The organism is Methylohalomonas lacus, from assembly GCF_024808875.1.
Lineage (GTDB): Bacteria > Pseudomonadota > Gammaproteobacteria > Methylohalomonadales > Methylohalomonadaceae > Methylohalomonas > Methylohalomonas lacus.
This window is the reverse complement of sequence record NZ_JANUCT010000004.1, coordinates 54,894-79,455: the sequence shown is the minus strand read 5'-3', so window position 1 is coordinate 79,455 and position 24,562 is coordinate 54,894. Positions and strand designations below refer to the sequence as shown.

The 24,562-nt window shown below is 62.9% G+C and carries 21 protein-coding genes; 8 read left to right on the top strand and 13 right to left on the bottom strand.

Going from position 1 to position 24,562, the window contains the following annotated elements; genetic code table 11:
• Positions 1-16: 16 nt before the first annotated feature.
• Positions 17-961, bottom strand: a complete 945-nt coding sequence (locus J2T55_RS03550) for a L,D-transpeptidase family protein (protein WP_259054280.1) — start codon at positions 959-961, stop codon at positions 17-19.
• A gap of 181 nt (positions 962-1,142) precedes the next feature.
• Between J2T55_RS03550 and J2T55_RS03545 the strand changes: the two genes are divergently transcribed.
• Positions 1,143-2,156: an esterase-like activity of phytase family protein gene (locus tag J2T55_RS03545; protein WP_259054279.1), complete on the top strand. Its 1,014-nt coding sequence runs from the start codon at positions 1,143-1,145 to the stop codon at positions 2,154-2,156.
• An 8-nt stretch (positions 2,157-2,164) separates the two neighbouring features.
• Here J2T55_RS03545 and moaB read toward each other — a convergent pair whose 3' ends face one another.
• Entirely contained in the window at positions 2,165-2,692 is a 528-nt protein-coding gene (gene moaB, locus J2T55_RS03540) for a molybdenum cofactor biosynthesis protein B (RefSeq protein WP_259054278.1), read from the bottom strand.
• Between the two features lie 80 nt (positions 2,693-2,772).
• Here moaB and J2T55_RS03535 point away from each other — a divergent pair, with 80 nt between their 5' ends.
• A complete protein-coding gene (locus J2T55_RS03535) occupies positions 2,773-3,174 on the top strand; it encodes an RNA-binding S4 domain-containing protein (protein ID WP_259054277.1) in 402 nt (133 codons plus the stop codon).
• A 24-nt stretch (positions 3,175-3,198) separates the two neighbouring features.
• Here the strand turns inward: J2T55_RS03535 and J2T55_RS03530 are convergent, their stop codons facing one another.
• From J2T55_RS03530 to hrpA, 4 genes are read right to left on the bottom strand one after another with little or no spacing between them, the layout of a single operon-like run.
• Positions 3,199-3,801: a nitroreductase family protein gene (locus tag J2T55_RS03530; protein WP_310521968.1), complete on the bottom strand. Its 603-nt coding sequence runs from the start codon at positions 3,799-3,801 to the stop codon at positions 3,199-3,201.
• A 42-nt stretch (positions 3,802-3,843) separates the two neighbouring features.
• Entirely contained in the window at positions 3,844-4,467 is a 624-nt protein-coding gene (locus tag J2T55_RS03525; RefSeq protein WP_259054276.1) for a Rieske 2Fe-2S domain-containing protein, read from the bottom strand.
• The gene (locus J2T55_RS03520; RefSeq protein ID WP_259054275.1) at positions 4,464-4,943 is read right to left on the bottom strand and encodes a hypothetical protein; all 480 of its coding nucleotides are present in this window, start codon (positions 4,941-4,943) and stop codon (positions 4,464-4,466) included. The genes J2T55_RS03525 and J2T55_RS03520 overlap by 4 nt, the downstream gene beginning before the upstream one ends.
• A gap of 33 nt (positions 4,944-4,976) precedes the next feature.
• The gene (hrpA, locus tag J2T55_RS03515; protein ID WP_259054274.1) at positions 4,977-8,834 is read right to left on the bottom strand and encodes an ATP-dependent RNA helicase HrpA; all 3,858 of its coding nucleotides are present in this window, start codon (positions 8,832-8,834) and stop codon (positions 4,977-4,979) included.
• Between the two features lie 156 nt (positions 8,835-8,990).
• Here hrpA and J2T55_RS03510 point away from each other — a divergent pair, with 156 nt between their 5' ends.
• Positions 8,991-11,000: an SUMF1/EgtB/PvdO family nonheme iron enzyme gene (locus J2T55_RS03510; protein ID WP_259054272.1), complete on the top strand. Its 2,010-nt coding sequence runs from the start codon at positions 8,991-8,993 to the stop codon at positions 10,998-11,000.
• A 161-nt stretch (positions 11,001-11,161) separates the two neighbouring features.
• Here J2T55_RS03510 and ligA read toward each other — a convergent pair whose 3' ends face one another.
• From ligA to smc, 3 genes are read right to left on the bottom strand one after another with little or no spacing between them, the layout of a single operon-like run.
• Positions 11,162-13,279, bottom strand: a complete 2,118-nt coding sequence (gene ligA / locus J2T55_RS03505) for an NAD-dependent DNA ligase LigA (protein ID WP_259054271.1) — start codon at positions 13,277-13,279, stop codon at positions 11,162-11,164.
• A gap of 7 nt (positions 13,280-13,286) precedes the next feature.
• Entirely contained in the window at positions 13,287-14,048 is a 762-nt protein-coding gene (locus tag J2T55_RS03500) for a cell division protein ZipA (RefSeq protein WP_259054270.1), read from the bottom strand.
• 15 nt (positions 14,049-14,063) lie between these two features.
• Entirely contained in the window at positions 14,064-17,582 is a 3,519-nt protein-coding gene (gene smc / locus J2T55_RS03495) for a chromosome segregation protein SMC (RefSeq protein ID WP_259054269.1), read from the bottom strand.
• A 166-nt stretch (positions 17,583-17,748) separates the two neighbouring features.
• On the opposite strand from smc, the gene queF reads away from it, so the two are divergent.
• From queF to J2T55_RS03470, 5 genes are all read left to right on the top strand, one after another.
• Positions 17,749-18,186: a preQ(1) synthase gene (gene queF / locus J2T55_RS03490; protein WP_259054268.1), complete on the top strand. Its 438-nt coding sequence runs from the start codon at positions 17,749-17,751 to the stop codon at positions 18,184-18,186.
• 1 nt (position 18,187) lies between these two features.
• On the top strand, positions 18,188-18,955 hold the full coding sequence (cysZ, locus tag J2T55_RS03485; protein WP_259054267.1) for a sulfate transporter CysZ: 768 nt from the start codon (positions 18,188-18,190) through the stop codon (positions 18,953-18,955).
• Positions 18,956-19,044: 89 nt separating this feature from the next.
• Positions 19,045-19,878: an RNA polymerase-binding protein DksA gene (dksA, locus tag J2T55_RS03480; RefSeq protein ID WP_259054266.1), complete on the top strand. Its 834-nt coding sequence runs from the start codon at positions 19,045-19,047 to the stop codon at positions 19,876-19,878.
• A gap of 47 nt (positions 19,879-19,925) precedes the next feature.
• The gene (gene gluQRS, locus J2T55_RS03475; protein WP_259054265.1) at positions 19,926-20,846 is read left to right on the top strand and encodes a tRNA glutamyl-Q(34) synthetase GluQRS; all 921 of its coding nucleotides are present in this window, start codon (positions 19,926-19,928) and stop codon (positions 20,844-20,846) included.
• 64 nt (positions 20,847-20,910) lie between these two features.
• A complete protein-coding gene (locus J2T55_RS03470; RefSeq protein ID WP_259054263.1) occupies positions 20,911-21,579 on the top strand; it encodes a retropepsin-like aspartic protease family protein in 669 nt (222 codons plus the stop codon).
• 7 nt (positions 21,580-21,586) lie between these two features.
• On the opposite strand, the gene J2T55_RS03465 is transcribed toward J2T55_RS03470, so the two are convergent.
• The 4 genes from J2T55_RS03465 to cobT are packed head-to-tail and all read right to left on the bottom strand — an operon-like array spanning position 21,587 to position 24,552.
• Positions 21,587-22,147: a cob(I)yrinic acid a,c-diamide adenosyltransferase gene (locus J2T55_RS03465; protein WP_259054261.1), complete on the bottom strand. Its 561-nt coding sequence runs from the start codon at positions 22,145-22,147 to the stop codon at positions 21,587-21,589.
• Positions 22,148-22,166: 19 nt separating this feature from the next.
• Complete coding sequence (locus J2T55_RS03460; protein ID WP_259054259.1) at positions 22,167-22,922, bottom strand: adenosylcobinamide-GDP ribazoletransferase; 756 nt, start codon at positions 22,920-22,922, stop codon at positions 22,167-22,169.
• Positions 22,919-23,491, bottom strand: coding sequence for a histidine phosphatase family protein (locus tag J2T55_RS03455; protein WP_310521967.1), 573 nt, complete (start codon positions 23,489-23,491; stop codon positions 22,919-22,921). The genes J2T55_RS03460 and J2T55_RS03455 overlap by 4 nt, the downstream gene beginning before the upstream one ends.
• The gene (gene cobT, locus J2T55_RS03450) at positions 23,491-24,552 is read right to left on the bottom strand and encodes a nicotinate-nucleotide--dimethylbenzimidazole phosphoribosyltransferase (RefSeq protein WP_259054257.1); all 1,062 of its coding nucleotides are present in this window, start codon (positions 24,550-24,552) and stop codon (positions 23,491-23,493) included. The genes J2T55_RS03455 and cobT overlap by 1 nt, the downstream gene beginning before the upstream one ends.
• Between the last annotated feature and the right edge of the window lie 10 nt (positions 24,553-24,562).

Sequence of the window (24,562 nt, the reverse complement as noted above, 5' to 3'; positions counted from 1 at the left end):
GGCGGTGCAGAGCAGATCAGTTCCGGCCAGCACCACCCGCCGCGGCCAGCGGCAAGTCCCGTCGCGGGTTCACGGTTGCGGCCCGGGTCGCTTGCACTTCCGGCAGCCGCATGCCGATGGCGATGGGCACACCCTGCGCCGCCTCAGTCACTTCACGAGCCAGTTCCCAGTCGACCTCGAAACGCGTGTCCGGGCCAATCCGTGCCAGTACCCGGCTGACGATCTGGCTGTAGGCGTTAGCGAACTGGTCCTTGTCTTCCTGCAGATGGGGGTGGACTTCCAGGTACAGCACCTCATCCTTCATACCGATCTTGAACGGCTGGTTGATGATTCTGACCACCGTGCCGACTTCCACTTCCTCGAACAGGGCCTCGATATGCTCGGGATAGAGCCGGATGCAACCGTGGCTGACGCGCATGCCGACGCCCCAGGGCCTGTTCGTGCCGTGGATCAGGTAACTCGGCAGCCCCAGGCGCATGGCAAAAGCGCCAAGCGGGTTGTCCGGCCCGGCCGGAACCACACTTGGTAACGGGTCGCCCTCTGCGGCGTGTTCCTCGCGGATGGACTCCGGCGGGTACCAGGCCGGATCGGCAACCTTCGCGGTCACCGTGGTGGTCTCGTACGGTGTCGACCAGCCTTGCCGGCCGACTCCCAGCGGATAAGTCACCACCCCAGGCTCGCCATCTTCGCTGCTGGTATAGTGGTACAGGCGCATTTCCGGGATGTTCAGCACCAGTCCTTCGCGCGGTGTCGCCGGCAGTATGTAGCGCTTTGGCAGCACCACTTCCTGACCATCACCCGGCAACCAGGTATCGACATGTTCGTTGGCGAGCCGGATCTCGTTGTAGCCCAGGCCATTATGGCGAGCGATATCAAGGAGCGTGTCCTGGTGCTCGGCACGCGCCTGACCGAATTCGCCGATGACGCTGTCGCCATCAGGCAGCGCAAAACGTTCGGCCATAACCGGCGCGATTGCGGTGGCCAACCATAATGCGACAACCAAGAGCAAGGGACGGCAGACGTAAAACATGACGGTGCTAGTGTTCCGGCTTGTTGACCACAGAATTGGACAATCAGACTAGCAGGAATTCCGACACTTGGATATTATCGCTGCTTCAACGCCCCTTGCCGAAGCAGTTTCGATGTCCATCCCTGTCCGCCGGTCACCCTGCCGGATTGCCATTACAATAATCCTTTCTTGCCTGTCTGCCGCTGTCAGTGCCGACCCGGACTGCGCCAGCCATACCAGTGAGCATGCTCCGGGATCGGATTTAAACAGCGGCGATGAGTACATGGGTCTGCGGCTGCTGGGCAGCTTGGAATTGCACGAAACGCAGTGCAAGAGCTTGCCGCTGATGGGACTGTCGGCACTCGCCTGGTCCGCCGACACGCAAATTCTTTACGCACTCTCGGACCGCGGCCATGTCCTGCATCTGCGTCCAGTCATCCACGCAAACCGCCTCACCGATGTCAGGGTAGTCGACGCCTTTCCCCTGCGCGGGCCGGATGACCAGCCGCTGGATACCCACAATGGCGACAGCGAAGGCATGACGGTACTGAACGGCGCCAATGGCATCTCCGGCGATGAACAGTTGCTGGTCAGCTTTGAACGCCGGCCGCGCGTCAGCCGCTACCGAACCTACGGCCTGTGGCTGGAGGATATGCCGCTGCCAGCGCGACTGACCGAAATCGACAACTACCGCACGCCCAACCAGGCCCTGGAAGGCGTGGTCATGCATCCACAGCTTGGTCTGCTGACCGCACCGGAACGGCCCGTGGCGGACACGCGACAGAGTCATTTCCGCATCTACGATCGGAACGGCCCGGTGGCCGAACTGGCCCGGGCCGATGCCGACTACGGCAGCCTGACCGACATTGCACTAACGCCGGACGGCCGACTGCTGGCTCTTGAACGCATTTTTTCCGGCGCCTTCGGCATCATCGCCGCCGTCATCCACCGGCTGGATCCGGCGGGCGCTGACACCGGATCGACACGCGTGGAAACAATCGCGCGTCTGGATCGCGACGCCGGCCACAACATCGACAACTTCGAGGGCCTGACGCATCATCGCGACAACCGCTACTTCATGATCAGCGACAACAATGGCTTTTTTGTTCAGAAAACCCTGCTGTTGTATTTCGAACTGGTTGATTGAAGGAGTGGTTATTTTTCCAGCAGACGCGGCATCAGCTCGACCAGGTTGCACGGCCGGGTGCGATAATCGAGCTGCGCGCTGATCAGATCGTCCCAGGCTGTCGCGCAGGCACCGGCGGATCCGGGCAGGGAAAAAATATAGTGGCCGTTGGCAACGCCCGCGATCGCCCGTGACTGCAGCGTCGACGTGCCAATCTGGGCATAGGATATCTGCCGGAACATTTCACCGAAGCCGTCGATCTCCTTGTCCAGCAAAACGCGGACGGCTTCCGGTGTGCCATCGCGGCCGGTTACTCCGGTACCGCCGGTGAGCAGAATCACCTGGATAGTGTCGGTGACGCACCACTGGCTGACGATCGCGCGGATGCGATAGATATCGTCGGGCACGATCTGCTTGTCGCGCAGCTCGTGACCGGCCTGTTGCAGGCGCTCGGCAAGCAGCCGACCGGACTTGTCCGAAGCCTCGTCACGGCTGTCGGATACGGTCAGTACCGCGATGCCTAACGGCTTGAATGCACGCTGCTTTGCTTCGGCCATACGAGTGATTACCATGAACAGGACAGATGGCATAGTAAAACACTTAAGCACCGGAATAACAGTCGACGACGCATTGATCCATGAATGACCAGACGGCCATGCGCCTGGACAAATGGCTGTGGTGTGCCCGCTTCTTCAAGACCCGGGGCCGGGCTGCCAGTGCGATCAAGGGCGGCAAGGTGAAAGTCGACGGCCAGCGGCCCAAGCCGGCGAAAACGATCGCGCCGGGCGCCGAACTGATCGTCAGACGCGGGCCGTATGAATACCACATCGAGGTGAATGCGCTCAGCCACCAGCGTCTGGGCGCCAGCGCCGCCGCCGAACTCTATACCGAATCGGCCGCCAGCCGCGCGGCACGCGAGCAGCTGGCGGCCCAGATCAAGGCCGAAGCCACCAGTCAGCCGCGGCCGCCACGCCGGCCGACCAAACGCGAGCGGCGCCAGATCATCCACTTCAACCAGAAAAACAGTCTGCCCGACTAGCCACGGCAGCCGGGGAAAACAACCCTAGTCGTAGGCCTGGCCCCAGTCACCGTCAAAGAATAATTCACCCAGCGGCCAGCGGGCCCGTTCGGCCTGCGCGCGCTGCTGCTGTTCGGCGCTCATCGCGGCCAACGGCAAAGGATAACCCACCGCGATCATGGCCAGGGCGGCGTGGCCTTGCGGCACGGAAAAGTCTCGCAACGCCCGGTCGCTGTCAAAACCGCCCATCTGGTGGGCCATCAGACCCATGCTGGTCGCCTGCAGACAGAGGTTCTCACTGGCCGCACCGGTGTCGTAATGACTCCAGCGATTATTGCCGTCACGGCTGACAAAATGCTCGTGCGCCAGTACCAACAGCAGTAATGGCGCATCCTGCGCCCAACCCTGGTTACCCCCAGACAGGCAGCCGAGCGCCCGCTCCCAGGCAGGCCGGTTGGCAGCACGATCGCAGACCACATAACGCCACGGCTGTTCGCCAAAGCAAGACGGCGCCCAGCGCGCCGCTTCCAGCAATGCCAGGATCTGGTCGCGGTCCAGCAAGCGTTCCGGATCAAAAAAGCGGCCGCTCCAGCGTCGTGCCAGCAGGTTGTCGATGGGGACCTGAGTTATCGCTTTCTTTTCTATCATGCGTTCATGCGCCTGTTGTTCTGCCAGCGGAAGGCATCTCGCTTACCAATAGGCAAGCAACCGACCGTCCTCGATCTTGTGCTCGAACTCGGTCAGCGGCCGGTTGCCCTTGGCGATGCATTCGCCGGTACTTATATCAAACTGCCATTCGTGTTTCGGACAGGTCAGCGTGCAGTCGCTTAAGGCCAGTTGGGGAATGTTGGTGACCTGGTGCGGGCAGCGACTGTCATAGACCTTGATCACATCACCATTGCGGTAGATGAACAGTTCGCGGTTGTCGCAGGCCAGGCGACTGACGCCATCGTCGATTTCATCAATCCGGCCCACCGTATGCCATTGTGGTTCACTGCCCAGCGCCTCCGGCTTGAACTCCGGCAGATCCATGTCGAGCAGGATATCGGTCGCCCAGATCAAGCCGGACAGACCGATCATGGGAAAGGCGGCCAGCAGCGCATCAAGCACCTCGTCGGCACTGCAGCCGACGCGCAAGGCGCGCGTCAGGTATTGCCTAAAGCCACGTTCGGTACGACCGTGCACCTTGCTGATCACGGAAATCAACGCGCGCGTCTTCGGATCCAGTTTCTTGCCCGACTGCTTCAGAAAGCTGAAGTACGGCTGCATTGCCTCCGGACGTGCCTGCAGCAGATAGTCGATCGCGTCACTCATGCACCATTCTCCTGTCCAGCCGCTGTTGCCAACGGCTTCATTTCCACGCTGAATGTGCGCCCCGGTTTGACCAGCAGATCGGGTATGTTGTAACGCTGCACCGGCTTGTCGTAATCGCCGTGAATGAACATGATGCGCAGCTCCTCCTCGCTGACCGGCGAATAGCGTACCGCGTGCGTGAACAGCAGCGATTCGCGGACATGCTTTTCCACCAGCAGGCTGACGCGCACGACACCGCGTTCGCGGCTGGGTGGCTGGCCGCAGGCATTGGTGGTGCCAAACTGGAAACAGCGTATTTTCACATCACTGATTTCACGCCCGGTTTCGGCGTCCAGCGTTCTGACGCGGAAATCGACGAAATCCGTGCTGGTACTTTCGCGCACGCCAAACAGGCCGAGGTAATCGGCGGCGACAAACATACCGGCCAGACAGACTATGCCGACAAGGACGGCGAGTGGGCGTTTGTAGGCAGTCATGTCTGCAGGGTCCTTTCGTGGTGCATAAACCGGTTAGCGCGCACGGCGCAGTTCATCGCGCGCGGCCTGCAGGCGTTGCGGCGACACCGGCTGGGCGGTTTTCAGTTCCTGGGCGAATACCGATACCCGGTATTCCTCGATCAGCCAGCGATACTGGTGCAGCTGTTCCGGGCCATTGTCCTGTCCCGTATGGGCGCTGGCAAGTTTCAGGTAATCCTGCCACCAGGGTGCAACGAGTGCGGCCCGCTCGCGATCCCGTGCCGGGTTCTGTTCCAGCTGTTGCAGGCGCTTGTCGATGGCGTCGAGATAACGCGGGTAGTGTTCGAGCGCCGAAACGGGTACGGCATTGATGAAACCGGCAAACACCAGGTGATCGAGCTGTTCGCGAATGTCCTTGATCGCGGCCAGCCATTGCGGCGATACATTGCCGGACAGGTGACTACGCAGCTTCGTATGTCGCTGCAGAATCTCGCTCAGCAGTGCGCACAGGCTGTTGGCCTCGCTGACGAGTTGCTTGCGCCCCGTTTCCAGTTGCTGTTCAAAGTCTGCCTGCGTGCGCGGCTGCGCATGATCCAGCTGGCAGGCGTGAATGACCGCCTGTTCAACCACGCGCTGCGTCAGCTCCTCGCAATTGCCCAGGGCACTGTAAGCCAGACAAAGCTTTTTATGGTCGGGCAGATTGCGGCGCAGGTATTTGATCTCCTTATCGAGCGCCAGACAGAACAGTCGCAATAAGCCTGCCTGCATGTGTGACGCGGCTTTCGCGGCAGTATCGAAACAGCGAATCGCAACGCGATCGGCGCAGTCGACCAGTGCCGGGTAGGCACGCATCCGGTAGCCGCCCTGCTCCAGTTCCACCACCTCGGGCAACTCGCCGAAATTCCAGTCGGTCAGGTCCTCGCGCTCGACGCCGGTATCGAGGCGGCCGGCAAAACTGCGTGCCGCCTCGCCGCCGAATTGCTCGCGCAGTACCTGGTAGTCGCGTTCGCTTGCCAGCGTACTGCCGTTGTCATCGATCAGACGAAAGCGCGGCGTCAGATGCGCCGGCAGTTCCGCCGCCTGCCAGGCATCGGCCGGAATCTCGACACCGGTCTGGCGCAGCAGGCAGGCGGCCAGCGCCTCCGGCAGCGGTGCGCTGCTTTCGCGCACATCGGCCAGGCAGCGCCGGGCCGTGTCCGGAATCGGCACGAAACGGCGGCGCAGGCTTTTCGGCAATGACTTCAGCAAGGCGGTGATCTTCTCTTCCAGCAGACCCGGCACCAGTCGTTCAAACGCCTCACTGTCGAACTGGTTCAGCAACTGCAGCGGCACATCGATGGTGACACCGTCGTCCTCGGCACCGGGTCTGAAAGCGTAGTCGACCGGCAGCACGATGCCGTTGACGTGCAGTTCATCCGGGTAATCCGCGGCCGTGGCGGTCTCCTTGCGGATCAGCTGATCGCGCTCGGCGTACAGGCTATGCGGATCGTTCTGTTCCGCCCGGCGGCGCCATTTCTCCAGCGACGCACCATCGGTCACCGTCGCCGGCAAACGGTCATCGTAGAACGCGAACAGGCGCTGTTCATCGAGCACATCGGGACGCCGGATCTTCTGTTCCTCGCGCCTGATTTGTTCGATTAATTTGCGATTGTGCTGGTAGAAACCGGCACGGCTGCGCAACTCGCCTTCTACCAGGGCGTGCTGGATGAACAGCTTGCGCGCCTCATCCGGATCGATGCGCGCATAATCGACCGGCCGCGCGGTCACCAGCGGCAGGCCGTACAGCGTCACCCGCTGGCGCGCGTTGATGCGCTGCGCCTCGGCATTCCATTGCGGCTCGAAGGTTTCCGTGCGCAGCAGGTGCGCGGCCGGTTTCAGCAACCATTCCGGATCAATGGCGGCGACGGTGCGGGCAAACAACTGCGAGGTCTCCACCAGTTCGGCGGCCATGAACCACTTCGGCTGTTTGGCAAACTGCGACGAGCCGGGAAATATTTTCAGCTTGATGTTACGAGCGCCGGTGTATTCGCCGGGACCGGTCTTCTGCGCCACATGGCCAAGCAAACCGGTCGCCAGGGCCGTATGCAGGCTCTCGTAGCCGGCCGCCTCACTATTGCGCTTATAGCCCAGCTCGCGCATCTGCTGACTCAACTGGCGATGGATATCGCGCCATTCGCGCACGCGCACATAGGCGAGAAAATTCTCGCGGCAGGCGTGGCGGAACTGGTTCTTCGACAGCTTCGCGGACAGGCGCTCGAAGAAATCCCACAGCTTGAGAAATTCGAGGAAGTCGGAACGTTCGTCGCGAAACTGCTGATGCGACTGATCGGCTTTTTGCTGCGTTTCCAGCGGTCGCTCGCGCGGATCCTGGATGCTCAAACCGCTGACAATAATCAGCGCCTCGTTCAGGCACTGCATGTCGCCGGCGGCCAGCAGCATGCGCCCGAAGCTCGGGTCGAGCGGCAGTTTCGCCAGCTGTCGGCCGATCGGCGTCAGCTTACCGCCACTGATCGCTTTCTTGCTGCCGTTACTGTCAATCGCACCGAGTTCGACGAGCAGGTTGACCGCGTCGTTGATCTGGCGCTGGTCCGGCGGTTCCAGGAACGGAAACTTTTCCACCTCGCCGAGCCCCAGCGTTTTCATCTGCAGGACCACGGAAGCAAGATTTGTACGGCGGATCTCCGGTTCAGTGAAGTCGGGGCGAGCCTCGAAATCCGCCTCGCTGTAGAGGCGAATGCAGATGCCATCGCTTTCGCGGCCGCAGCGACCCTTGCGCTGGTTGGCCGGGGCCTTGGCGATTTTCTCGATCGGCAGGCGCTGCACCTTGCTACGCGGACTGTAACGGCTGATGCGGGCGTAGCCGCTGTCGATGACATAACGAATGCCGGGGATGGTCAGCGACGTTTCGGCGATATTGGTCGCCAGCACGATATGCCGGCGCTGGTGCGGCTGGAATATCTGCCCCTGTCCGGCCGCGCCCAGGCGTGCGTACAGCGGCAACACGTCGGTGTCCGGCAGATCCTGCTTGCGCAAAAACCTGGCCAGCTCGTGAATCTCGCGTTCACCCTCGAGAAACACCAGGATATCGCCGCGATCACGACCGGACAGTTCGCGCACGGCATTCAGCACGGCGTGTTCGAACGCCAGGTCATCGTCATCATCCTCATACGGCCGGTAACGCACCTCGACCGGGTAGCTGCGCCCGGAGACCTCGATGATCGGTGCATTATCGAAATGCTCGGAAAAGCGTTCCACATCGATGGTTGCCGAGGTGATGATCACCTTCAGGTCCGGCCGTCGCTTCAGCAGTTGCCGGAGATAGCCGAGGATGAAATCGATGTTGAGACTGCGCTCGTGGGCCTCGTCGATGATCAGCGTATCGTAGTCGAGCAGATCGCGATCCGAACGCAGTTCCGCAAGCAGGATGCCGTCGGTCATCAGCTTGATGTAGCTGTCGCTGTTGGTGCTGTCCTGGTGGCGGATCTTGTAGCCGACTGCCGCACCAATCTCGCTGCCCAGCTCGCTGGCGACACGCGCTGCCAGAGTACGGGCCGCCAGTCGTCGCGGCTGGGTATGTCCGATAAACCCGGCGACCCCACGGCCGGCCGCCAGGCACAGCTTCGGCAGCTGGGTGGTCTTGCCGGAACCGGTCTCACCACAGACGATGGTCACCTGATGATCGCGGATCGCGGCGATGATGTCATCGCTGGCAGCGGTGATCGGCAGATCAGCGGGAAAATCGACCGTCGGCACGTGCTCGCGGCGTGCCTGGTAACGGCTGCGGGCAGCGGCCAGCTCGGTACGCCACTGCTCGGCGTCCTGCTGCCGGCGGCGCGAAAGACGCCGACGATCGCGTACCGTGCACTCGTTCAGTGCCGCGGTTTCCGGCTGGGCTGTATCAGGGCTGCTCATGACAGAAAAATAATGCTCGTAAAATGCATGCTTGCATGCAATTCATGTTTGTTTTTGTAAACTGACAAGGGGCTGGTAGGATACATTATTGAATCGCCCTGAATAATAACAGGCAAGACAGCAAGATAGCGCCAACATCGGTAGGGGAAAGCCATAATGGGGTTGCAGTATGAGATCGCAGGCAACCAGATAGACGGTGCCCGCGATTATCAGGAAGATGCTTTCCTGGTAACACACTTGACCGATGCCGAAGGTCAGCCCAGCGTTCTGGCGATTGTCGCCGACGGCATGGGCGGTCACGCCGCCGGCAATGTCGCCAGCAACATGGCCGTGCAGGCGTTCAACAAGTACGTCAGCGCCAATTACCCCAGCGACGATGTAACCGGCCTGCTTCAGGGCGGCATCCTCAAGGCGAACGGCTCGATCGCCGAAACCATCCGCGAAACCCCCGCCCTGCAGGGTATGGGCTGTACCATGGTCGCCGTGCTGCTTGAGCAGAATCACCTTTGGTGGGCCAGTGTCGGCGACAGCCACCTGTACCTGCTGCGCGATAAGCAGCTGAGCAAGAAAAACGCCGATCACAGCTACGGCGGCTTCCTTGATCGGCTGGCAGCCGCCGGCCAGCCCATGGAGCCGGAACCGGGGCTGTCGCGCAACATGCTCATGAGCGCGGTCACCGGTGAAGAGATCACCGAGATCGATTGCCCGGAAGCGCCGCTGGAGCTGCAGCATGACGATCGCATCATTCTCAGCAGCGATGGTCTCGACACGCTGGGCGGCGGCAAGATCATCCAGTTCTCCGAGTGGTCGGACAAACCCAAAGCCTGCGTGCAGACCCTGCTGCAGGCGATCGAAGACGAGGCCATGCCACGGCAGGACAATACCACCGTGCTCGTAATCGATGCCCTGTCCCTGGACGCCGACGTTGCCTTTCCCCCAGACAGCACTGCCTCGGCCGGTCTTGCAATCAACGACGCCGGTGAGGTCGACCTGACCGATCAGACCGTCCCCAATGCCGCCGCCGGTAGCACGATCAGTGACGCCGCCGATCCGGTGCCGATGCTGGATATAACAGCCGGTGAGGATGAAATCGCACCGCGTGGTTCCGACATCGACCTGTCCGCCAACGTCGATGAAACGACCGCCGATGGACGCAAACGCTTTGCCGCTGCCATTGCCGTGATTGCCGGTGGCGTGATTCTGATCGCCGTGTTCGGCTATTACTGGCTGGCGCGTATACCCGGCGATGAACCCGGCAGCGAGCCGCGTATAACGGCGGAACAGACAGCATCGGAAACGGCGCGCGACGCCGCCCCGGCACCCGCCGAAGACAGGCCCGCCAGTGAGCCCGAATCGGCTCCGGCTGAGGAAGCAGAAACGGCGCCGGCAACCGCATCGACGACGGAAACCGAACCGGTCAGCGCCCCCCTGCCGAAACCGGCCTTCCGTGATCCATTGGCCGGCGGCGGACAGGGGCCGCTGATGCGCCCGCTACCGGCCGGCCAGTTCCAGATGGGCAGCAGTCGCTTTCGCGAGGAGCGCCCGGAACATACGGTCACGGTACAACGCTTTGCCATCAGCCAGTACGAGATCACGATCGCCGAGTACGAACGTTATGCGCGCGCCACCGGCAAGGCCATGCCGGAGTCGTTCGGCCAGAGCCGCAGCGATCATCCGGTGATCAACGTCAGCTGGGCTGATGCCGCCGGTTACGCCGACTGGCTGTCGCGCCAGACCGGACATGACTATCGCCTGCCCACTGAGGCGGAATGGGAATACGCTGCTGCCGGTGGCCAGGAGACGGATTACTGGTGGGGCGTGACCATGGAGCCGGGCCGCGCCTACTGTTTCGGTTGCGACGAGGAACTGCAGCCGCGCATGCCCACCGCCATCGGCAACTTTCCGGCCAATCCCTACGGCGTACATGACATGCTCGGCAATGTCGCCGAGTGGACTGCCGACTGCTGGCACCCGGATTACGAAAACGCCAATGGCACGGCACATCAGCCGCGCCAGGCCAACGGCAGTTGCCGGTTACGCGGTGTCCGTGGCGGCTCGTACAACAGTCCGCCAACCTCACTGCGCCATTCACGCCGCGACAAGTTCGACGCCAGCCAGGGTTATGACAACATCGGTTTCCGCGTGGTACGGGAGATGGGGGATTAAAATAGCGTGACCGACACCGTTTCAGTGTCAAGGAACAATCCCGTCACTATTCACTAGTAACCACCCCACCTGTAGGAACCGACTTCAGTCGGTGAAACATGCACTGATGGTTCGCGGATTTTAATTCGTTCCCATAGGAGTCGAACCGTGCCAATCACTAATCACGACTTACCAGTGACCAGCTCAAGAAACGCATCCTCGTCCAGCACCGCGACACCGAGCGCCTCGGCCTTGTCACGCTTGCTGCCCGGATCGGCGCCAGCGACGACGTAGTCGGTCTTCTTCGATACGCTGCCGGTCACCTTGGCGCCCAGCGCGGTGAGCTTTTCCTTCGCCGCGTCACGGCTCATCGATGCCAGCGTGCCGGTCAGCACGAAGGTCTGCCCGGCCAGCGGCTGGTCGCCGGCATCGGCGACCTCGATGTCATCCCAGTGCACGCCGAACTCGCGGAGTTGCCGGATCACGTCGAGGTTGTGGGATTCATGGAAAAAGCCGGCAAGCTTGCTGGCGATCTCGTGGCCGACGTTGGCCACCTGTTGTAATTCGAGCGCCTTGAGCCGCCGGTGGTATTCGGCCTGTTTCAGATCCATGCCGGCCAGCTCTGCCAGCTGCCCGGCATAGTCCTTCGCTGCCTGCTCAATTTTTTCCAGGCTGCCGAAATGACTGGCCAGGTCCGCGGCCGTGACCTCGCCGACTTCCGGTATGCCGAGTGCGAACAGAAAGCGTGGCAGCGTCGTCGCCTTGCTCTTTTCAATCGCCGACAGCAGATTGGCGACGGACTTTTCGCCCCAGCCATCGCGTTCAACCAACTGTTCGCGATGTTCATGCAGCCGGTAGATGTCCGCCGGCGTTTTCAGCAAATCCTCGCTGACCAGTTGTTCGATCAGCGCGTCACCGAGGCCCTCGATGTCCATAGCACGGCGGCTGGCGAAGTGGATCAGCGCCTGGATGCGCTGTGCCGGACATACCAGGCCACCGGAGCAACGCGCCACCGCCTCGCCTTCCGGTCGTACGACTTCCGAACCGCATTCCGGACAGGTCTGCGGCATCTTGAAACGACGGCTGCCCTTCGGCCGTTTTTCACGGATGACACGCAGGACTTCCGGAATGACGTCACCGGCGCGGCGGACGATCACCGTGTCGCCCTTGCGCACGTCCTTGCGCTCGATCTCGTCCTGGTTGTGCAACGTGGCGTTGGTCACGGTCACGCCGCCGACCTGCACCGGTTCGAGCCGCGCCACCGGCGTCAGCGCGCCGGTGCGGCCGACCTGGACCTCGATGCTGAGTAGCCGGGTGGTTGCCTCCTCGGGCGGGTACTTGTAGGCAATGGCCCAGCGCGGCGCACGCGAGACGAACCCGAGCTGTTGCTGGTAATCGAAGCGATCGACCTTGAAGACGATACCGTCGATGTCATACGGCAGTGCCGTGCGGCGCTCGCCGATGCGACGGTAGTAATCAAAGCAGCCATCCAGATCCTTCACGACTTCGATCTCCGGCGACACCGGAAACCCCCAGTCGCGCAGGCGTGCCAGCATGGCACTCTGCGTCACCGGCAGATCGCCGCCCTCGGTCAAGCCGACGCCGTAGGCGAAGAACGCCAGCTTGCGGCGTGCCGTTATTTTCGGATCCAGCTGCCGCAGGCTGCCGGCGGCGGCGTTGCGCGGATTGGCGAACTGCTTGCCGCCGTTTTGGGTCTGGTATTCGTTCAGCGCGATAAAGGCTTTCTTGGTCATGTAAGCCTCGCCGCGCACTTCCAGCCGGCGCGGCCAGTCGCGGCCGCGCAGTCTCAGCGGTATCGGCCCGACCGTACGCACGTTGGCGGTGACATCCTCGCCGCTGGCACCGTCGCCACGCGTGGCACCGCGCACCAGTTCACCGTCCACGTAAAGCAGGCTCAATGCCAGGCCGTCGAGCTTCGGCTCGGCATTGTAATGCACCTGGTCGACATCGAGCCGCTCGTGCACGCGCCGGTCGAAGTCGCGCAGTTCCTGTTCGCTGAAGGCGTTGCCCAGCGACAGCATGGGCTGCTCGTGCCGGACCTCGGCGAAGGCGCTCGATGGCTTCGCACCGACCCGCTGGGTCGGCGAATCGCTGCTGATCAGATCGGGATGCGCCTGCTCGAGCTGCTCGAGTTCGCGAAACAGGCTGTCGTACTCGGCGTCGGTGATCTCGGGATCGTCGAGTACATAGTAAAGGTAATCATGACGGCGGATTTCCTCGCGCAGCGTCTCGAGACGCTTGCGGACATCGCTGCCGGTGGACGCGGAACGGGCGGCCATGCCGGCCTCAGGCAGGTTTCAGGACTGCCCGGGCACGGGCGACACCGGCATCGTCCAGCGGCTGGTGCTGCTCGTCGTGCAGTTCACCGCCGAGACGGCCGGCCATTATCTCCGCCTTGCCGAGCATGCGCTCGAAGGCATCCATCTCATCCATGGCATTACCCGCCAGCGGCAGCTGCATGAACAGGGCCACACCGCGGGTACTGAAGTGTTCCGGGTCGTCGATGTCCAGGGTCCCGGGCTCGAAGATGTTGGCAACGCTGAATATCGTGTCACCGTGACTGTTGCGGTCGTGGTAGATACCCATCTCGCCCAGCGTCATGCCGGCCGTGGCCAATGCCTCGAACAGGCCCGGCCCGGCAAAGGCCTGGCCCGATGGCGCCTTGAGATAGAACACGATCAGGCGTTCGTCGGTCACCGCCTGCCCGTCCGTGTCTGCAGCCTCGTCGTCGCTGACGGCATTTTCGCGCACACCGATCTCGGCCTCGGCGATCGCCTCCTCGTCTGCATAGCTGGCATGGCCGGTTGTGGCCTCGAGATCAGCGTCGCTGTGGCTTTCCTGCTTGGCCCTGTTGAGACCGCTCAGGGCGTCGCTGTAGTCCTCGGCGTCGTCACCGGGCCGCGGTGCCATGTTGAACTCGGCCGCGGCATCATCATCGGCAAACTGCTCCGACCACTTGCGGCGCTGGCGTTTGAAGCGATCGAAAAAGTAGATGCCGGCGACCAGGGCCAGGCCAATGAACAACAGTATCCAGCGCAGACCATCCATGAGCGTGGTCCTGCCCTAGCCGGCTGCGGCCATGGCAACAGCCTCGTCCATATCCACGGTCACCAGGCGCGAGACACCGGCCTCCTGCATGGTGACGCCGATCAGCTGACTGGCGATTTCCATGGTGATCTTGTTGTGCGTGATCACGATAAACTGGATCTCCTCGGACATCTTGCGAACCATCTCACTGAAGCGGCCGACGTTGGTATCGTCCAGCGGCGCATCGACCTCGTCGAGGATGCAGAATGGCGCCGGGTTGAGCTTGAAGATCGAAAACACCAGCGCCACCGCCGTCAATGCCTTCTCGCCACCGGACAGCATGTGAATGTTGCTGTTCCGTTTGCCCGGCGGCCGCGCCATGATGGCGACACCGGTTTCCAGCAGATCGTCGCCGGTCATTTCCAGGTAGGCATGACCGCCGCCAAAGAGTTCCGGGAACAGGCTGGCGAGGTTGTCGTTGAGCTGATCGAAGGTTTCCTTGAAACGGGTCCGGGTTTCCTTGTCGATCTTGCGGATCGCGTTTTCCAGCGTCTCCAGTGCCTCGGCCAGGTCGTTGTACTGGCTGTCGAGATAGTCCTTGCGTTCCGACAACTGCTGGTGCTCGTCGATCGCGGCCAGGTTGATCGGGCCGAGGCGATCGATCTTGCGCTGAATGGCAGCCAGCTGTTCGCGCCAGCTGTCCTGGTTCGCCTCGTCGCTCAATTCGGCCAGCAAGGTGTCGAGATCGTGCTCGGCATTGCGCAACTGTTCCTCGACCGTTTCCAGGCGCACGCGCGTTTCCTGTGCCGCCATGCGCGCGTCTTCCTGCTTCTTCTGCGCGGCCTCGAGCTGCTGTTCGTTGTCGCTGCGCTGCTGTTCCAGGCCGCGCAGCGTTTCATCCAGGCCCTGGAGCTTTTCGCGCGCCGCCTTCAGGCGCTGTTCGGCCGCCTGCTTGTCTTCCAGGCGCGCGGTCAGCTGCTCCTGCATATCCGGTAGTGGGCCGCGGGTTTCCTCAAGCGTACGGCTCAGTTCCTCGCGGCGTGCGCGCTGCTGCTCGAGCTGGCGCTCGACCCGTTGCAGCCCCTGCTCCAGCGACGCCCGCTGTGAACTCAGCGACTCCAGCCGCAGGGCGATGCCGTGACTTTCCTGGTTGGTGGTCTGCCACTGTTCGCGCGCCTTGTCCAGCGCCTCGCGGTGGCGCTCGCGCTTGGCCGCCAGTTCCTCGCGCTGGCCGAGCAGTTCGTCGTGTTCCTGCTTGAGCTTGTCGGCGCGTGTCTGTGTTTCGTCGCGTTCCTTGCGGTCCGCCTCGATCTGTTCGGCCAGACCCTGCAGTTCGTCCTCGATCTGCTGGGCGCGCGCCGCCTGCTGTTCGGCCCGCGCCTCGGCGGCGGCCAGCTCCGAGCGCTTCGCCGATACCGTTTCCTGCAGCCGTTGCTGTTCGCCGCGGGCATCTTCCAGTGCCTGCTCGCGTTCGGCCAGCTGTTCGCGCAGGGTCTGGCGTTCGGCCAGCAAGGACTCGATGTGCTGCTCGCTGTCGGCCAGCGTCTGGCGCAATTCGTTGAGTTCGCGCTCGCGATCCAGCGTGCCGCCCTCTTCGGCCGCAGCCGGGCTGCTGCGTAGCCAGTCCGGACCAACCTGGACGCCGGTGCGGGTGATGATCGATTCGTGCGCCGCAAGCTGCGGTCGCGCCACCAGCGCTGCGTCCATATCGTCGGCAACATAGACGCCGGCCAGCAGGCCGGCCAGGCTGCCTGGCGCGTGCACTTTATCGGCCAGAGGCGCCAGTGCAATCTGCGGATTGGCCGGCGTGGCCGCCGCCGCGGCGTTGGCATAGGCGCCCAGCTCACCGGCCGGTGCCGACTGCAGTTCGCGTGCAAAGCTGTCGATGTCGTCCAGGACCAGGTCCTGCAGGTGCGGTCCGAGCACGGTTTCCAGTGCCAGCGTCCAGTCGGCGTCGACTTCCAGCGCCTGTGCCAGGCGCGGCGCCTGATCGTAGCCGTTGGTCGTGACCCAGTCGTTGAGGGCCTGCTGATCCTGACCCAGCGCCGCCTGCTGCAACGCTTCCAGTGACGCCAGCCGACCACGTTGATCCTGCTGTGCGGCACGCTGCTCGTCGATCGTCTTCGACTGCGTTTCGATGTGGCTGCGCAGTTCACTGATGGCCTGGCGATGCTGCTCAAGCTGTTCGCCCTGTTCGGTCTGCTGCTGCTCGGCCTGTTTCAGGGCCTGCTCAATCTCGGCACGCGCCTGACGGCTTTCCTCGGGTTCCAGTGATTGCTGCTCGCGCTGCAACTGCTCACGCCGATGCTCGGCTTCCTCGACGCTCAGCTCCAGGTGCTCGAGCCGGGTTCGGGCGTTCTCCTCGGCGCGCGCGGTCTGCGCCACCTGCTCGTTGAAGGCGTCCCACTCCGATTGCCAGCCCTGCATGGCCTGCTCGGCCTCGTTCAGGTACTCGTAGGCCTGCTCGCTGTCGTTGCGCGAACCTTCCAGTTGCGGGTTCAGGCGTTCCTGTTCGGCCACCAGTTCCTGCAGGCGCTGCTGGTCCTGCTCAAGCTGGCTGCGGGCAGAGGCGGTATCGGTATCGATCTGTTCGACGTCGCGTTCCAGGGTAGCGACGCGCTCGCGGGTGTGTTCAAGCTTCTGTTCCAGCTGGGCGATGTCGGCGCCGACCTGGTAAAACTCGGACTGGGCGGTATTGAAATCCTCGGTAGCCTCGGCAACGTCGCTGCGCTGCTGCTCCATCGCCGCCTCGACCTGGCGCAGCCGGGCGCGTGCCGCCTCAACCGCATTCTCGGCCTCGCCCTGCTTGCCAACATGCTCGTCGGCACGGGTCTTCAACTGGCGCCAGTCGAGCGCCAGCAATTCACCGGACAGCTTGCGTTCTTCCTTTTTCAGTTCCTGGTAGCGCTCGGCGGCCTTGGCCTGGCGCTGCAGTTTTTCAAGCTGTTTCTCAAGTTCATCTCTTATATCATTGAGACGACTGATATTTTCTTTTGTATGACTAATACGGTTTTCGGTTTCGCGACGGCGTTCGCGATACTTCGAAATACCGGCCGCCTCCTCGATATACAGGCGCAGTTCATCCGGCTTGGCCTCGATGAAGCGCGAGATCATGCCCTGCTCGATGATCGAGTAGCTGCGCGGGCCGAGCCCGGTGCCGAGGAAAATGGCGGTGATGTCGCGCCGCCGGCAGCGGCCGCCGTTGAGGAAATACTGCGACTGGCCCTCGCGATCGATCTGGCGCTTGATCGATATCTCGTTGTAGCTGGCGTACTGGCCGGTCACGCGGCCGTCGCTGTTGTCGAACACCAGCTCGACCATGGCCTGACCGACCGGCTTGCGGGCGTTGGAACCGTTGAAGATGACGTCGGTCAATGCATCACCACGCAGATGCTTGGCCGAGCTTTCGCCCATGACCCACATCATCGCGTCGATGATATTGGACTTGCCACAACCGTTCGGACCGACGATGCCAACGCGGTCTCCGGGGATGGTCAGCGTGGTAGGATCGACGAAGGATTTGAAACCGGAGAGCTTGATCTTGCGTAGGCGCATGGCGCGTTAAGATACCGGGTAAATGTCATTGACACAAGCAGTGACCGCGGTTGCTGCCAACCATGAAAAAAACACCTTAAGCCATTCAATTAACTGCTAATATCATGCGTTACCCCAACAGGCAACAGGCCTTTTCAGCAGACCGTCAGTCAGGATTGATTCGATCATGAGTAACCCGTCCAGTCAGGCCGCCACCGGCGTGCTCGAAACCTTTCCCAATCCGCAACCGCAGCGCGATTTTACCATCCGCATGCGCATTCCCGAATTCACCTGCCTGTGCCCGAAAACCGGGCAGCCGGATTTCGCGGTACTGCGGCTGGAGTACGTGCCGGACCAGCTGTGCGTGGAACTGAAATCACTGAAACTCTATGTCTGGAGCTATCGTGACCAGGGCGCCTTTCACGAGGCGGTCACCAACCGGATCCTCGACGATCTGGTCGCGCTGACGGCGCCACGCTTCATGCGCCTGACCGCCGACTTCAATGTCCGTGGCGGCATCTTTACCAGTGTGGTGGCCGAGCACCAGAAACCGGGCTGGCAGCCGGCCGCGCGCATCGAGCTGCCGCCAGGCGGCGACGAAACCACCGCCAGTGCCGGGGCCTGATATGCGCCAGCCCGGTTTCAGCGACGGCGTGCGCGCCTTCAGCGCCGGTTTCGGCCTGCTCCGGCAGCCCGGCATACGCCTGTTCGTGATCATCCCGCTGCTGATCAACATGCTGCTGTTTGCCGCCGTGATTGCCTATGGCGCCAGCCAGCTCAGCGGCTTCATGACCTGGCTGCAGACGGAAATCACCACCGGCTGGTGGCAGTGGCTGGACTGGATACTGTGGCTGCTGTGGCCGCTGTTCATCGCCTTCAGCCTGTTGCTGGTGTTCTTTACCTTCTCGATCCTCGCCAACCTGATCGCGGCACCATTTAACGGCTTCCTCGCGGCGGCGGTGGAAAGACACCTGACCGGTCAGGCGCCGGATGACGGCGGCAGCCTGAAACAGCTGCCCCGGGAAATCGTCCGCGCCATCGGCGGCGAGGCCCGCAAGCTGGGTTACTTTGCCATCCGCGCGCTGCCGCTGCTGCTGCTGTTCCTGATCCCCGTGATCAATATCAGCGCGCCCCTGATCTGGTTCCTGTTCGGCAGCTGGATGCTGGCGCTGGAATACCTGGATTTTCCCATGGGCAACCACGGTCACACGTTTCCGAACATTCGCCGGCGTCTGGCGGGGCATAAACGGGCCGGTTTCGGCTTCGGCATGGCGACACTGCTCGTCAGCATGATCCCGGTCGTCAACTTCATCGTCATGCCCGTTGCCGTGGCCGGCGCAACACGACTGTGGGTTTCGCATTTACAGGCCGACTCGATGGCGATATCGTCGTAGTATAATTGCAGCTGGTTAGCTTTATTGCCTGAGCGAATGCTTTCTGGTATAGATGCACGCTTTCTCGACCCTAGCAGCAGGAAAACTTGATGGCAGCCAAGAAGAAAAGTGCCCGCAAGAAAACCGCGACGAAGAAAAAAGCTGCGGTGAAAAAGAAGACTGCGACCAAGAAAAAGGCCCAGTCCAACAGCGCGACTGCGGCCAGGTCGAGCAAGAAAAAAACAACCGCCAAAAAGAAAGTAGCGACGACGACGAAGAAAACGGCGTCGAAGAAGGCGGCGGCCAAGAAAACGGCCAGTAAAAAGACGACCCAGAAAAAGGCCGCGGCGAAGAAAAAGACCGCGGCGAAGACCTCATCCGGCAAGCCGGCCAAGAAGAAGGCGGCAGCCGCTCCCCCAACCAAGAAGAAGACCGCAACCAAAAAACCGGCTGCGGACAAGAAACCTGTGAGTAAGAAAACCATGGCGAAGGCCACATCCTCCGCGAGTCGTAAGCGTGCGCGGACCCCGGAAGAAGTCCGTCCGGGCTTTACGCCCTACAAAGAGAAAAAGGGCGAGGAGTACATGAACGATGCCCAGGCCGAGCACTTTCGCAATCTGTTGCTCGACTGGAAGCAGGAACTGATGGAAGAAGTCGATCGCACCGTCCACCACATGCAGGACGAGGTCGCGAACTACCCAGATCCCAATGACCGCGCCACCGTGGAGGAAGAATTCGCGCTGGAACTGCGTACCCGGGACCGCGAGCGCAAGCTGATCAAGAAGATCAACGAATCGCTGACGGACATTGATTCCGGTGATTACGGGTTCTGCGAAGTCTGCGGCGTCGAGATCGGCATTCGCCGACTGGAAGCCCGGCCCACGGCCACCCTGTGCATCGACTGCAAGACGCTCGACGAGATCAAGGAGCGCCAGTACGGCTAGTCGAAACGGCAGGAAGCCCGGACCGAAAACAGGTGTAAAGTGAAACCTTGTTCGCGGTCGGGATATCGCTCCTGCACATTCCCTGGCCGGCGGTGAAACCCGCTTCCCCCTATCATGGTCGCTTCGCGCCCACACCCAGTGGCGCCCTGCACTTCGGTTCGGTGATAGCCGCGCTCGGCAGTTACCTGCAGGCACGCGCCAGCAATGGTCTCTGGAGCGTGCGCATCGATGACCTTGATAAGCGCCGCGAGGCGGCCGGCGCGGCGGATGTCATACGCCGCGATCTCGAACACCTCGGATTGCAGCCGGATCAGGCGATCGTTTATCAAAGCGAACGCCTCGCTGACTACCAGGCGGCATTGGCCCGGCTGCAGACTGCCGGCTACATTTTTGCCTGTGGCTGTACACGGCGTGAAGCGGTCGGCATCTATCCCGGCACCTGTCGCAACGGCCTGCCACCGGGACGCAAGGCACGTTCGCTCCGGTTGCGCGTGCCCGCGCGCCGCATTCACTTTCGCGACGCGCTACAGGGCGTACAGGATATAGACCTGACGACACAGGTCGGTGATTTCGTCGTGCATCGCGCCGACGGTGTCATCGCCTATCATCTGGCGACTGTCGTCGATGACGCGGCGGCGGATATCAGCGAGGTCGTGCGCGGTGCCGATCTGCTGGCCGCCACGGCACCGCAAATCCTGCTGCAGGAACTGCTCGAACTGCCAACACCGGCCTATCTGCATCTACCGGTGGCCCAAGATCAGCAGGGGCGCAAGATCAGCAAGCAGAACCACGCCCGGCCGATTGCCGATCAACCGGCCGCACAGGTGCTGGTAGCGGCACTGGCGTTTCTCGGCCAGCAACCGCCCGCGCAGCTGGAACAGGCTGCTACCACGACGGTCCTCGACTGGGCCGTCGAACACTGGCAACCCGCACGCATCCCCGCCTATAACCCGCAACGCTGCCGTTAACCGGCTTGTAGACGCCAGACGCATGCCGGAGAATGATTGTTCGCCCTATCAGCGGATGCCCAGCGTGCCGCGATCCACACGGTTCATTGCCCTATTCATCGGCCTAATCATTGCGATGCTGTCGGCGCCGCACGCGCTGGCCATCGACAAGATCGTCGTCGTCGGCCTGTTCAAGGACACCGCCGTGGTGCGTATCGATGGCCAGCAACGGCTGTTGCGCGTCGGCAAGACCAGCCCGGAAGGCGTCACGCTGATCGCGGCAGACAGTGAAGCGGCCGAACTGGAAATAGACGGCGAAAGGCGACGTTACCCGCTCGGTGCGCATATCAGCAGCCAGTTTGCGAAGCCCGCCTCGGGCCCGGTCATGCGCGTCTGGCCGAATGCGGCCAGCGGCCTGTACATCGCCGACGGTCACATCAACGGCTTTGCCATGGAGTTCGTCATCGACACCGGCGCAACCCTGGTGTCAATGAACAGCAACCAGGCGAAACGGCTCGGCATCAACTATCGCCTCGAAGGCGAAAAGGGCCTGTCACAGACGGCTTCCGGCACGAACACGATCTACATCATCGAACTGGAGAGCGTGCGCGTCGGCCGCATCGAGCTCGAAAACGTCAGGGCCGCCGTGCACGAGGGTGACTTTCCTGCCTACGTGCTGCTGGGCAACAGTTTTCTCGATCGCATCAACCTGCAACGCGACGGCAAGGTGCTGGAACTGCAGGCGCCACCCTGAGAGGGTGTCATTGATCGCTGTCCGGTGCCTCATGCCGCCACTGCACTTCCTCGGCGTTATCCAGCCGTGCCAGCATGCGCGCATAGACGAAAAACAGATCGGATAAGCGGTTCAGCCAGCCCAGCGTCAACGGGTTAACCGTCGCCTGCCGCGACAGCCGCCAGAGATCGCGTTCCGCACGCCGGCAGACGGCACGCACCAGGTGACACTGGGCCGCGGCAACCCCGCCGCCGGGCAGAATGAACTCCTTCAGTGGCGGCAGGCTGGCATTGTACTTCTCCAGCAGTGTCTCCAGTTGTTCGACATGCTCGGCCTGGATCATCGCCTGATCCGGCAATGCCATTTCACCGCCAATGTCGAAAAGCCGCTGCTGCACGTCCGTCAATTCCGCGTCGAGTGCTTCCGGCAATGCGCAACTGCGCAACACGCCGACATGCGAATTGAGTTCGTCGACCGTGCCCATCGCCTCGATGCGATCGCTGTCCTTGGGCAGGCGCGTCCCATCGGCCAGGCCGGTTTCGCCGCCGTCGCCGGTGCGGGTGAATATCTTGGTCAGTCGTTTGGCCATGGTTTCAGTGATCCGGTATTTAAATGAATAAGACGAAGGCCAGTATTACGGCCGCTTCGACGATCTCGATGAGGGCACCATACACGTCGCCGGTCATGCCGCCGAGTCGGCGTTTGGCGAGTACGATGAATAGCAGTGTCAGTGCGGCCGTGACCAGCGAAGCGGCCAGCACCGGCAACGGCGCCAGGGCGAGCAGAACCAGCAGGCTTGCCGCCAGCGTCAGCCACACCTGCCAGACCGGCGTCGCACTGGCCAGCACGCTGCCGAGTCCGGTGGCGCGCACATAGGGCGCGCTGACGATCGCCGCCATCACCGCCAGCCGCGCGAACACCGGCAGCATGACGATCAGCAGCCATTCTGAGCCGGCCAGCAGGACGCCGAGACCGGCGTATTTCCACAGCAGGCAGAGCACCACCGCGCTGACCGCGACCGGGCCGCTGGCGGCGTCCTTCATGATCGCCAGCGTGCGTTCGCGATCGCCGTGACCGCCCACCCAGGCGTCGGCCGTATCGGCCAGACCGTCCAGGTGCAGGGCACCGGTCAGCAGCACCCACACGGTCAGAACCATGGCTGCCAGCAGATTGGCCGCGACGCCGCTGCCCAGCCAGGCGACCGCCGCCAGCAGCGCGCCGAGCAGCACGCCCACCAGCGGGTAATACAGCAGCGACTGCCGCAGCGCCCGCGAATAGTCGGCGTTGTTGACGCGCACGGGCAGGATGGTCAGAAACTGCAGGGCCACGAGCAACGGCTGCAGATAAACGATCACCCGCCTCATGCCGGGCGCTCCACCGCCGGCGCCGCCCCGGCCAGCGCATGTACCGAGCCGTGCGGTACGTCGATGTGCATGATCGAGGCGTAGTGATCCGGGTACAGCGCCGCCAGCAACACGCGAATGACGCCGCCATGGGTAACCACCAGCGTGCGGCCGGCGTCGGCCCGGCCATGCTCGGCCCAGGCCGCCAGCACGCGGCGGCGAAACGCGGCCACCGCCTCGCCCGCCGGCGCGACGAATGCCTCCGGCCGCGCCCACAACTCCTGCAGGGCGGCGGCCTCGGTCTGCATCAACTCGGCCGCTGTGCGCCCTTCCCAGGCACCGAAGTCGAGCTCGCACCAGCGCGGTTCATACAGCACCGGCACGCCGCGCGCCGCCGCCAGCGTTTCGGCGAAGGCGGCGCAGCGCTGCAGCGGCGAACTGATGATGCGATCACAGGTGACATCGCTAACAGCAGAATGCATCTGCTGCCAGCCGCGTGCCGTCAGCGCGACGTCGCTACTGCCGATGAACGCCTGGCCGGCCGCGGTCTCGCCGTGGCGCAGTAACTGAATAGCCGATGCTATCGCCATCAATCGCAACGCCCGGCGATTTCCGCCTCGGCGAATGTCGCCATGTCGTTATGCAGCGCGCAGGCGAGCCGCAACAGCGGCACGGCCGTCGCCGCCCCACTGCCCTCGCCCAGCCGCATGTCCAGGTCCAGCAGCGGCCGGCCGGCCAGCGTCGCCAACACGCGCGCATGGCCCGGCTCGGCGGAATTGTGGCCATATAGGAACCAGTGATCGGCACCGGCGCACAGCCGGGCGGCGGCCAGCGCCGCAATGCTGCTGATGTAACCGTCGATCAGCACCGGCAGGCCCTGCTGCGCGCAGTGAACGTAGGCGCCGGTCAGGGCGACGATCTCAAAGCCGCCCAGATACTGCAGGATCGCATCAGCATCGACCAGCGCATCGCGGTGCTGGGCCAATGCCTGCTCCAGCACATCAACCTTGTGCTGCAGACCGTCGCGGTCGAGGCCCGTACCGGGACCGGCCAGGCGCACCGGCGCCTCATCCAGTAGCGCGCAGGCAACGGCCGCCGCCGCGGTGGTATTGGCGATACCGACCTCGCCGCCGATGAACAGCTGACAGCCGGCCGCCTGCGCGCGCGCCGCCGCGTCGCGACCGGCGGCCAGCGCCTGCCGGTACTGCGCCGCGGTCATCGCCGGTCCGTGCAGGAAACTGGCCGTGCCCGCGGCAATCACCGCATCGCGCACGTTGACCAGCGCCGGCGCCGCAACAGCCGTGCCCAGGTTGATGATCTCCATGTCCGCGGCGAGCTGCTTCGCCAGCACGCTGATCGCCGCGCCGCCATGTGCCAGGTTGCTGATCATCTGCACCGTCACCGCCTGCGGAAACGCCGACACACCCGCGGCGGCGATGCCGTGGTCGGCGACGAACACGGCAATGTTCACCCGCTCGACCGCGGGGCGATCGCATCCCTGCGCGGCGGCCATGAAGATCGCCAGCTCCTCCAGCCGGCCGAGCGAACCGGCCGGCTTGGTCAGCTCGTCCTGGCGCGCCCGGGCGCGTTCGCGCCAGGCCGCGTCCGGGGCCGCGGCGGGCGTGCGCCAGAATTCATGTTCTACATTCATAATATATTTT

What these genes read in the sequence shown, in the direction of transcription:
- J2T55_RS03550 (WP_259054280.1), bottom strand. Translation starts at nt 961, where the DNA reads ATGGCCGAACGTTTTGCGCTGCCTGATGGCGACAGCGTCATCGGCGAA.
- J2T55_RS03545 (WP_259054279.1), top strand. Translation starts at nt 1,143, where the DNA reads ATGTCCATCCCTGTCCGCCGGTCACCCTGCCGGATTGCCATTACAATA.
- moaB (WP_259054278.1), bottom strand. Translation starts at nt 2,692, where the DNA reads ATGGCCGAAGCAAAGCAGCGTGCATTCAAGCCGTTAGGCATCGCGGTA.
- J2T55_RS03535 (WP_259054277.1), top strand. Translation starts at nt 2,773, where the DNA reads ATGAATGACCAGACGGCCATGCGCCTGGACAAATGGCTGTGGTGTGCC.
- J2T55_RS03530 (WP_310521968.1), bottom strand. Translation starts at nt 3,801, where the DNA reads ATGATAGAAAAGAAAGCGATAACTCAGGTCCCCATCGACAACCTGCTG.
- J2T55_RS03525 (WP_259054276.1), bottom strand. Translation starts at nt 4,467, where the DNA reads ATGAGTGACGCGATCGACTATCTGCTGCAGGCACGTCCGGAGGCAATG.
- J2T55_RS03520 (WP_259054275.1), bottom strand. Translation starts at nt 4,943, where the DNA reads ATGACTGCCTACAAACGCCCACTCGCCGTCCTTGTCGGCATAGTCTGT.
- hrpA (WP_259054274.1), bottom strand. Translation starts at nt 8,834, where the DNA reads ATGAGCAGCCCTGATACAGCCCAGCCGGAAACCGCGGCACTGAACGAG.
- J2T55_RS03510 (WP_259054272.1), top strand. Translation starts at nt 8,991, where the DNA reads ATGGGGTTGCAGTATGAGATCGCAGGCAACCAGATAGACGGTGCCCGC.
- ligA (WP_259054271.1), bottom strand. Translation starts at nt 13,279, where the DNA reads ATGGCCGCCCGTTCCGCGTCCACCGGCAGCGATGTCCGCAAGCGTCTC.
- J2T55_RS03500 (WP_259054270.1), bottom strand. Translation starts at nt 14,048, where the DNA reads ATGGATGGTCTGCGCTGGATACTGTTGTTCATTGGCCTGGCCCTGGTC.
- smc (WP_259054269.1), bottom strand. Translation starts at nt 17,582, where the DNA reads ATGCGCCTACGCAAGATCAAGCTCTCCGGTTTCAAATCCTTCGTCGAT.
- queF (WP_259054268.1), top strand. Translation starts at nt 17,749, where the DNA reads ATGAGTAACCCGTCCAGTCAGGCCGCCACCGGCGTGCTCGAAACCTTT.
- cysZ (WP_259054267.1), top strand. Translation starts at nt 18,188, where the DNA reads ATGCGCCAGCCCGGTTTCAGCGACGGCGTGCGCGCCTTCAGCGCCGGT.
- dksA (WP_259054266.1), top strand. Translation starts at nt 19,045, where the DNA reads ATGGCAGCCAAGAAGAAAAGTGCCCGCAAGAAAACCGCGACGAAGAAA.
- J2T55_RS03465 (WP_259054261.1), bottom strand. Translation starts at nt 22,147, where the DNA reads ATGGCCAAACGACTGACCAAGATATTCACCCGCACCGGCGACGGCGGC.
- J2T55_RS03460 (WP_259054259.1), bottom strand. Translation starts at nt 22,922, where the DNA reads ATGAGGCGGGTGATCGTTTATCTGCAGCCGTTGCTCGTGGCCCTGCAG.
- J2T55_RS03455 (WP_310521967.1), bottom strand. Translation starts at nt 23,491, where the DNA reads ATGGCGATAGCATCGGCTATTCAGTTACTGCGCCACGGCGAGACCGCG.
- cobT (WP_259054257.1), bottom strand. Translation starts at nt 24,552, where the DNA reads ATGAATGTAGAACATGAATTCTGGCGCACGCCCGCCGCGGCCCCGGAC.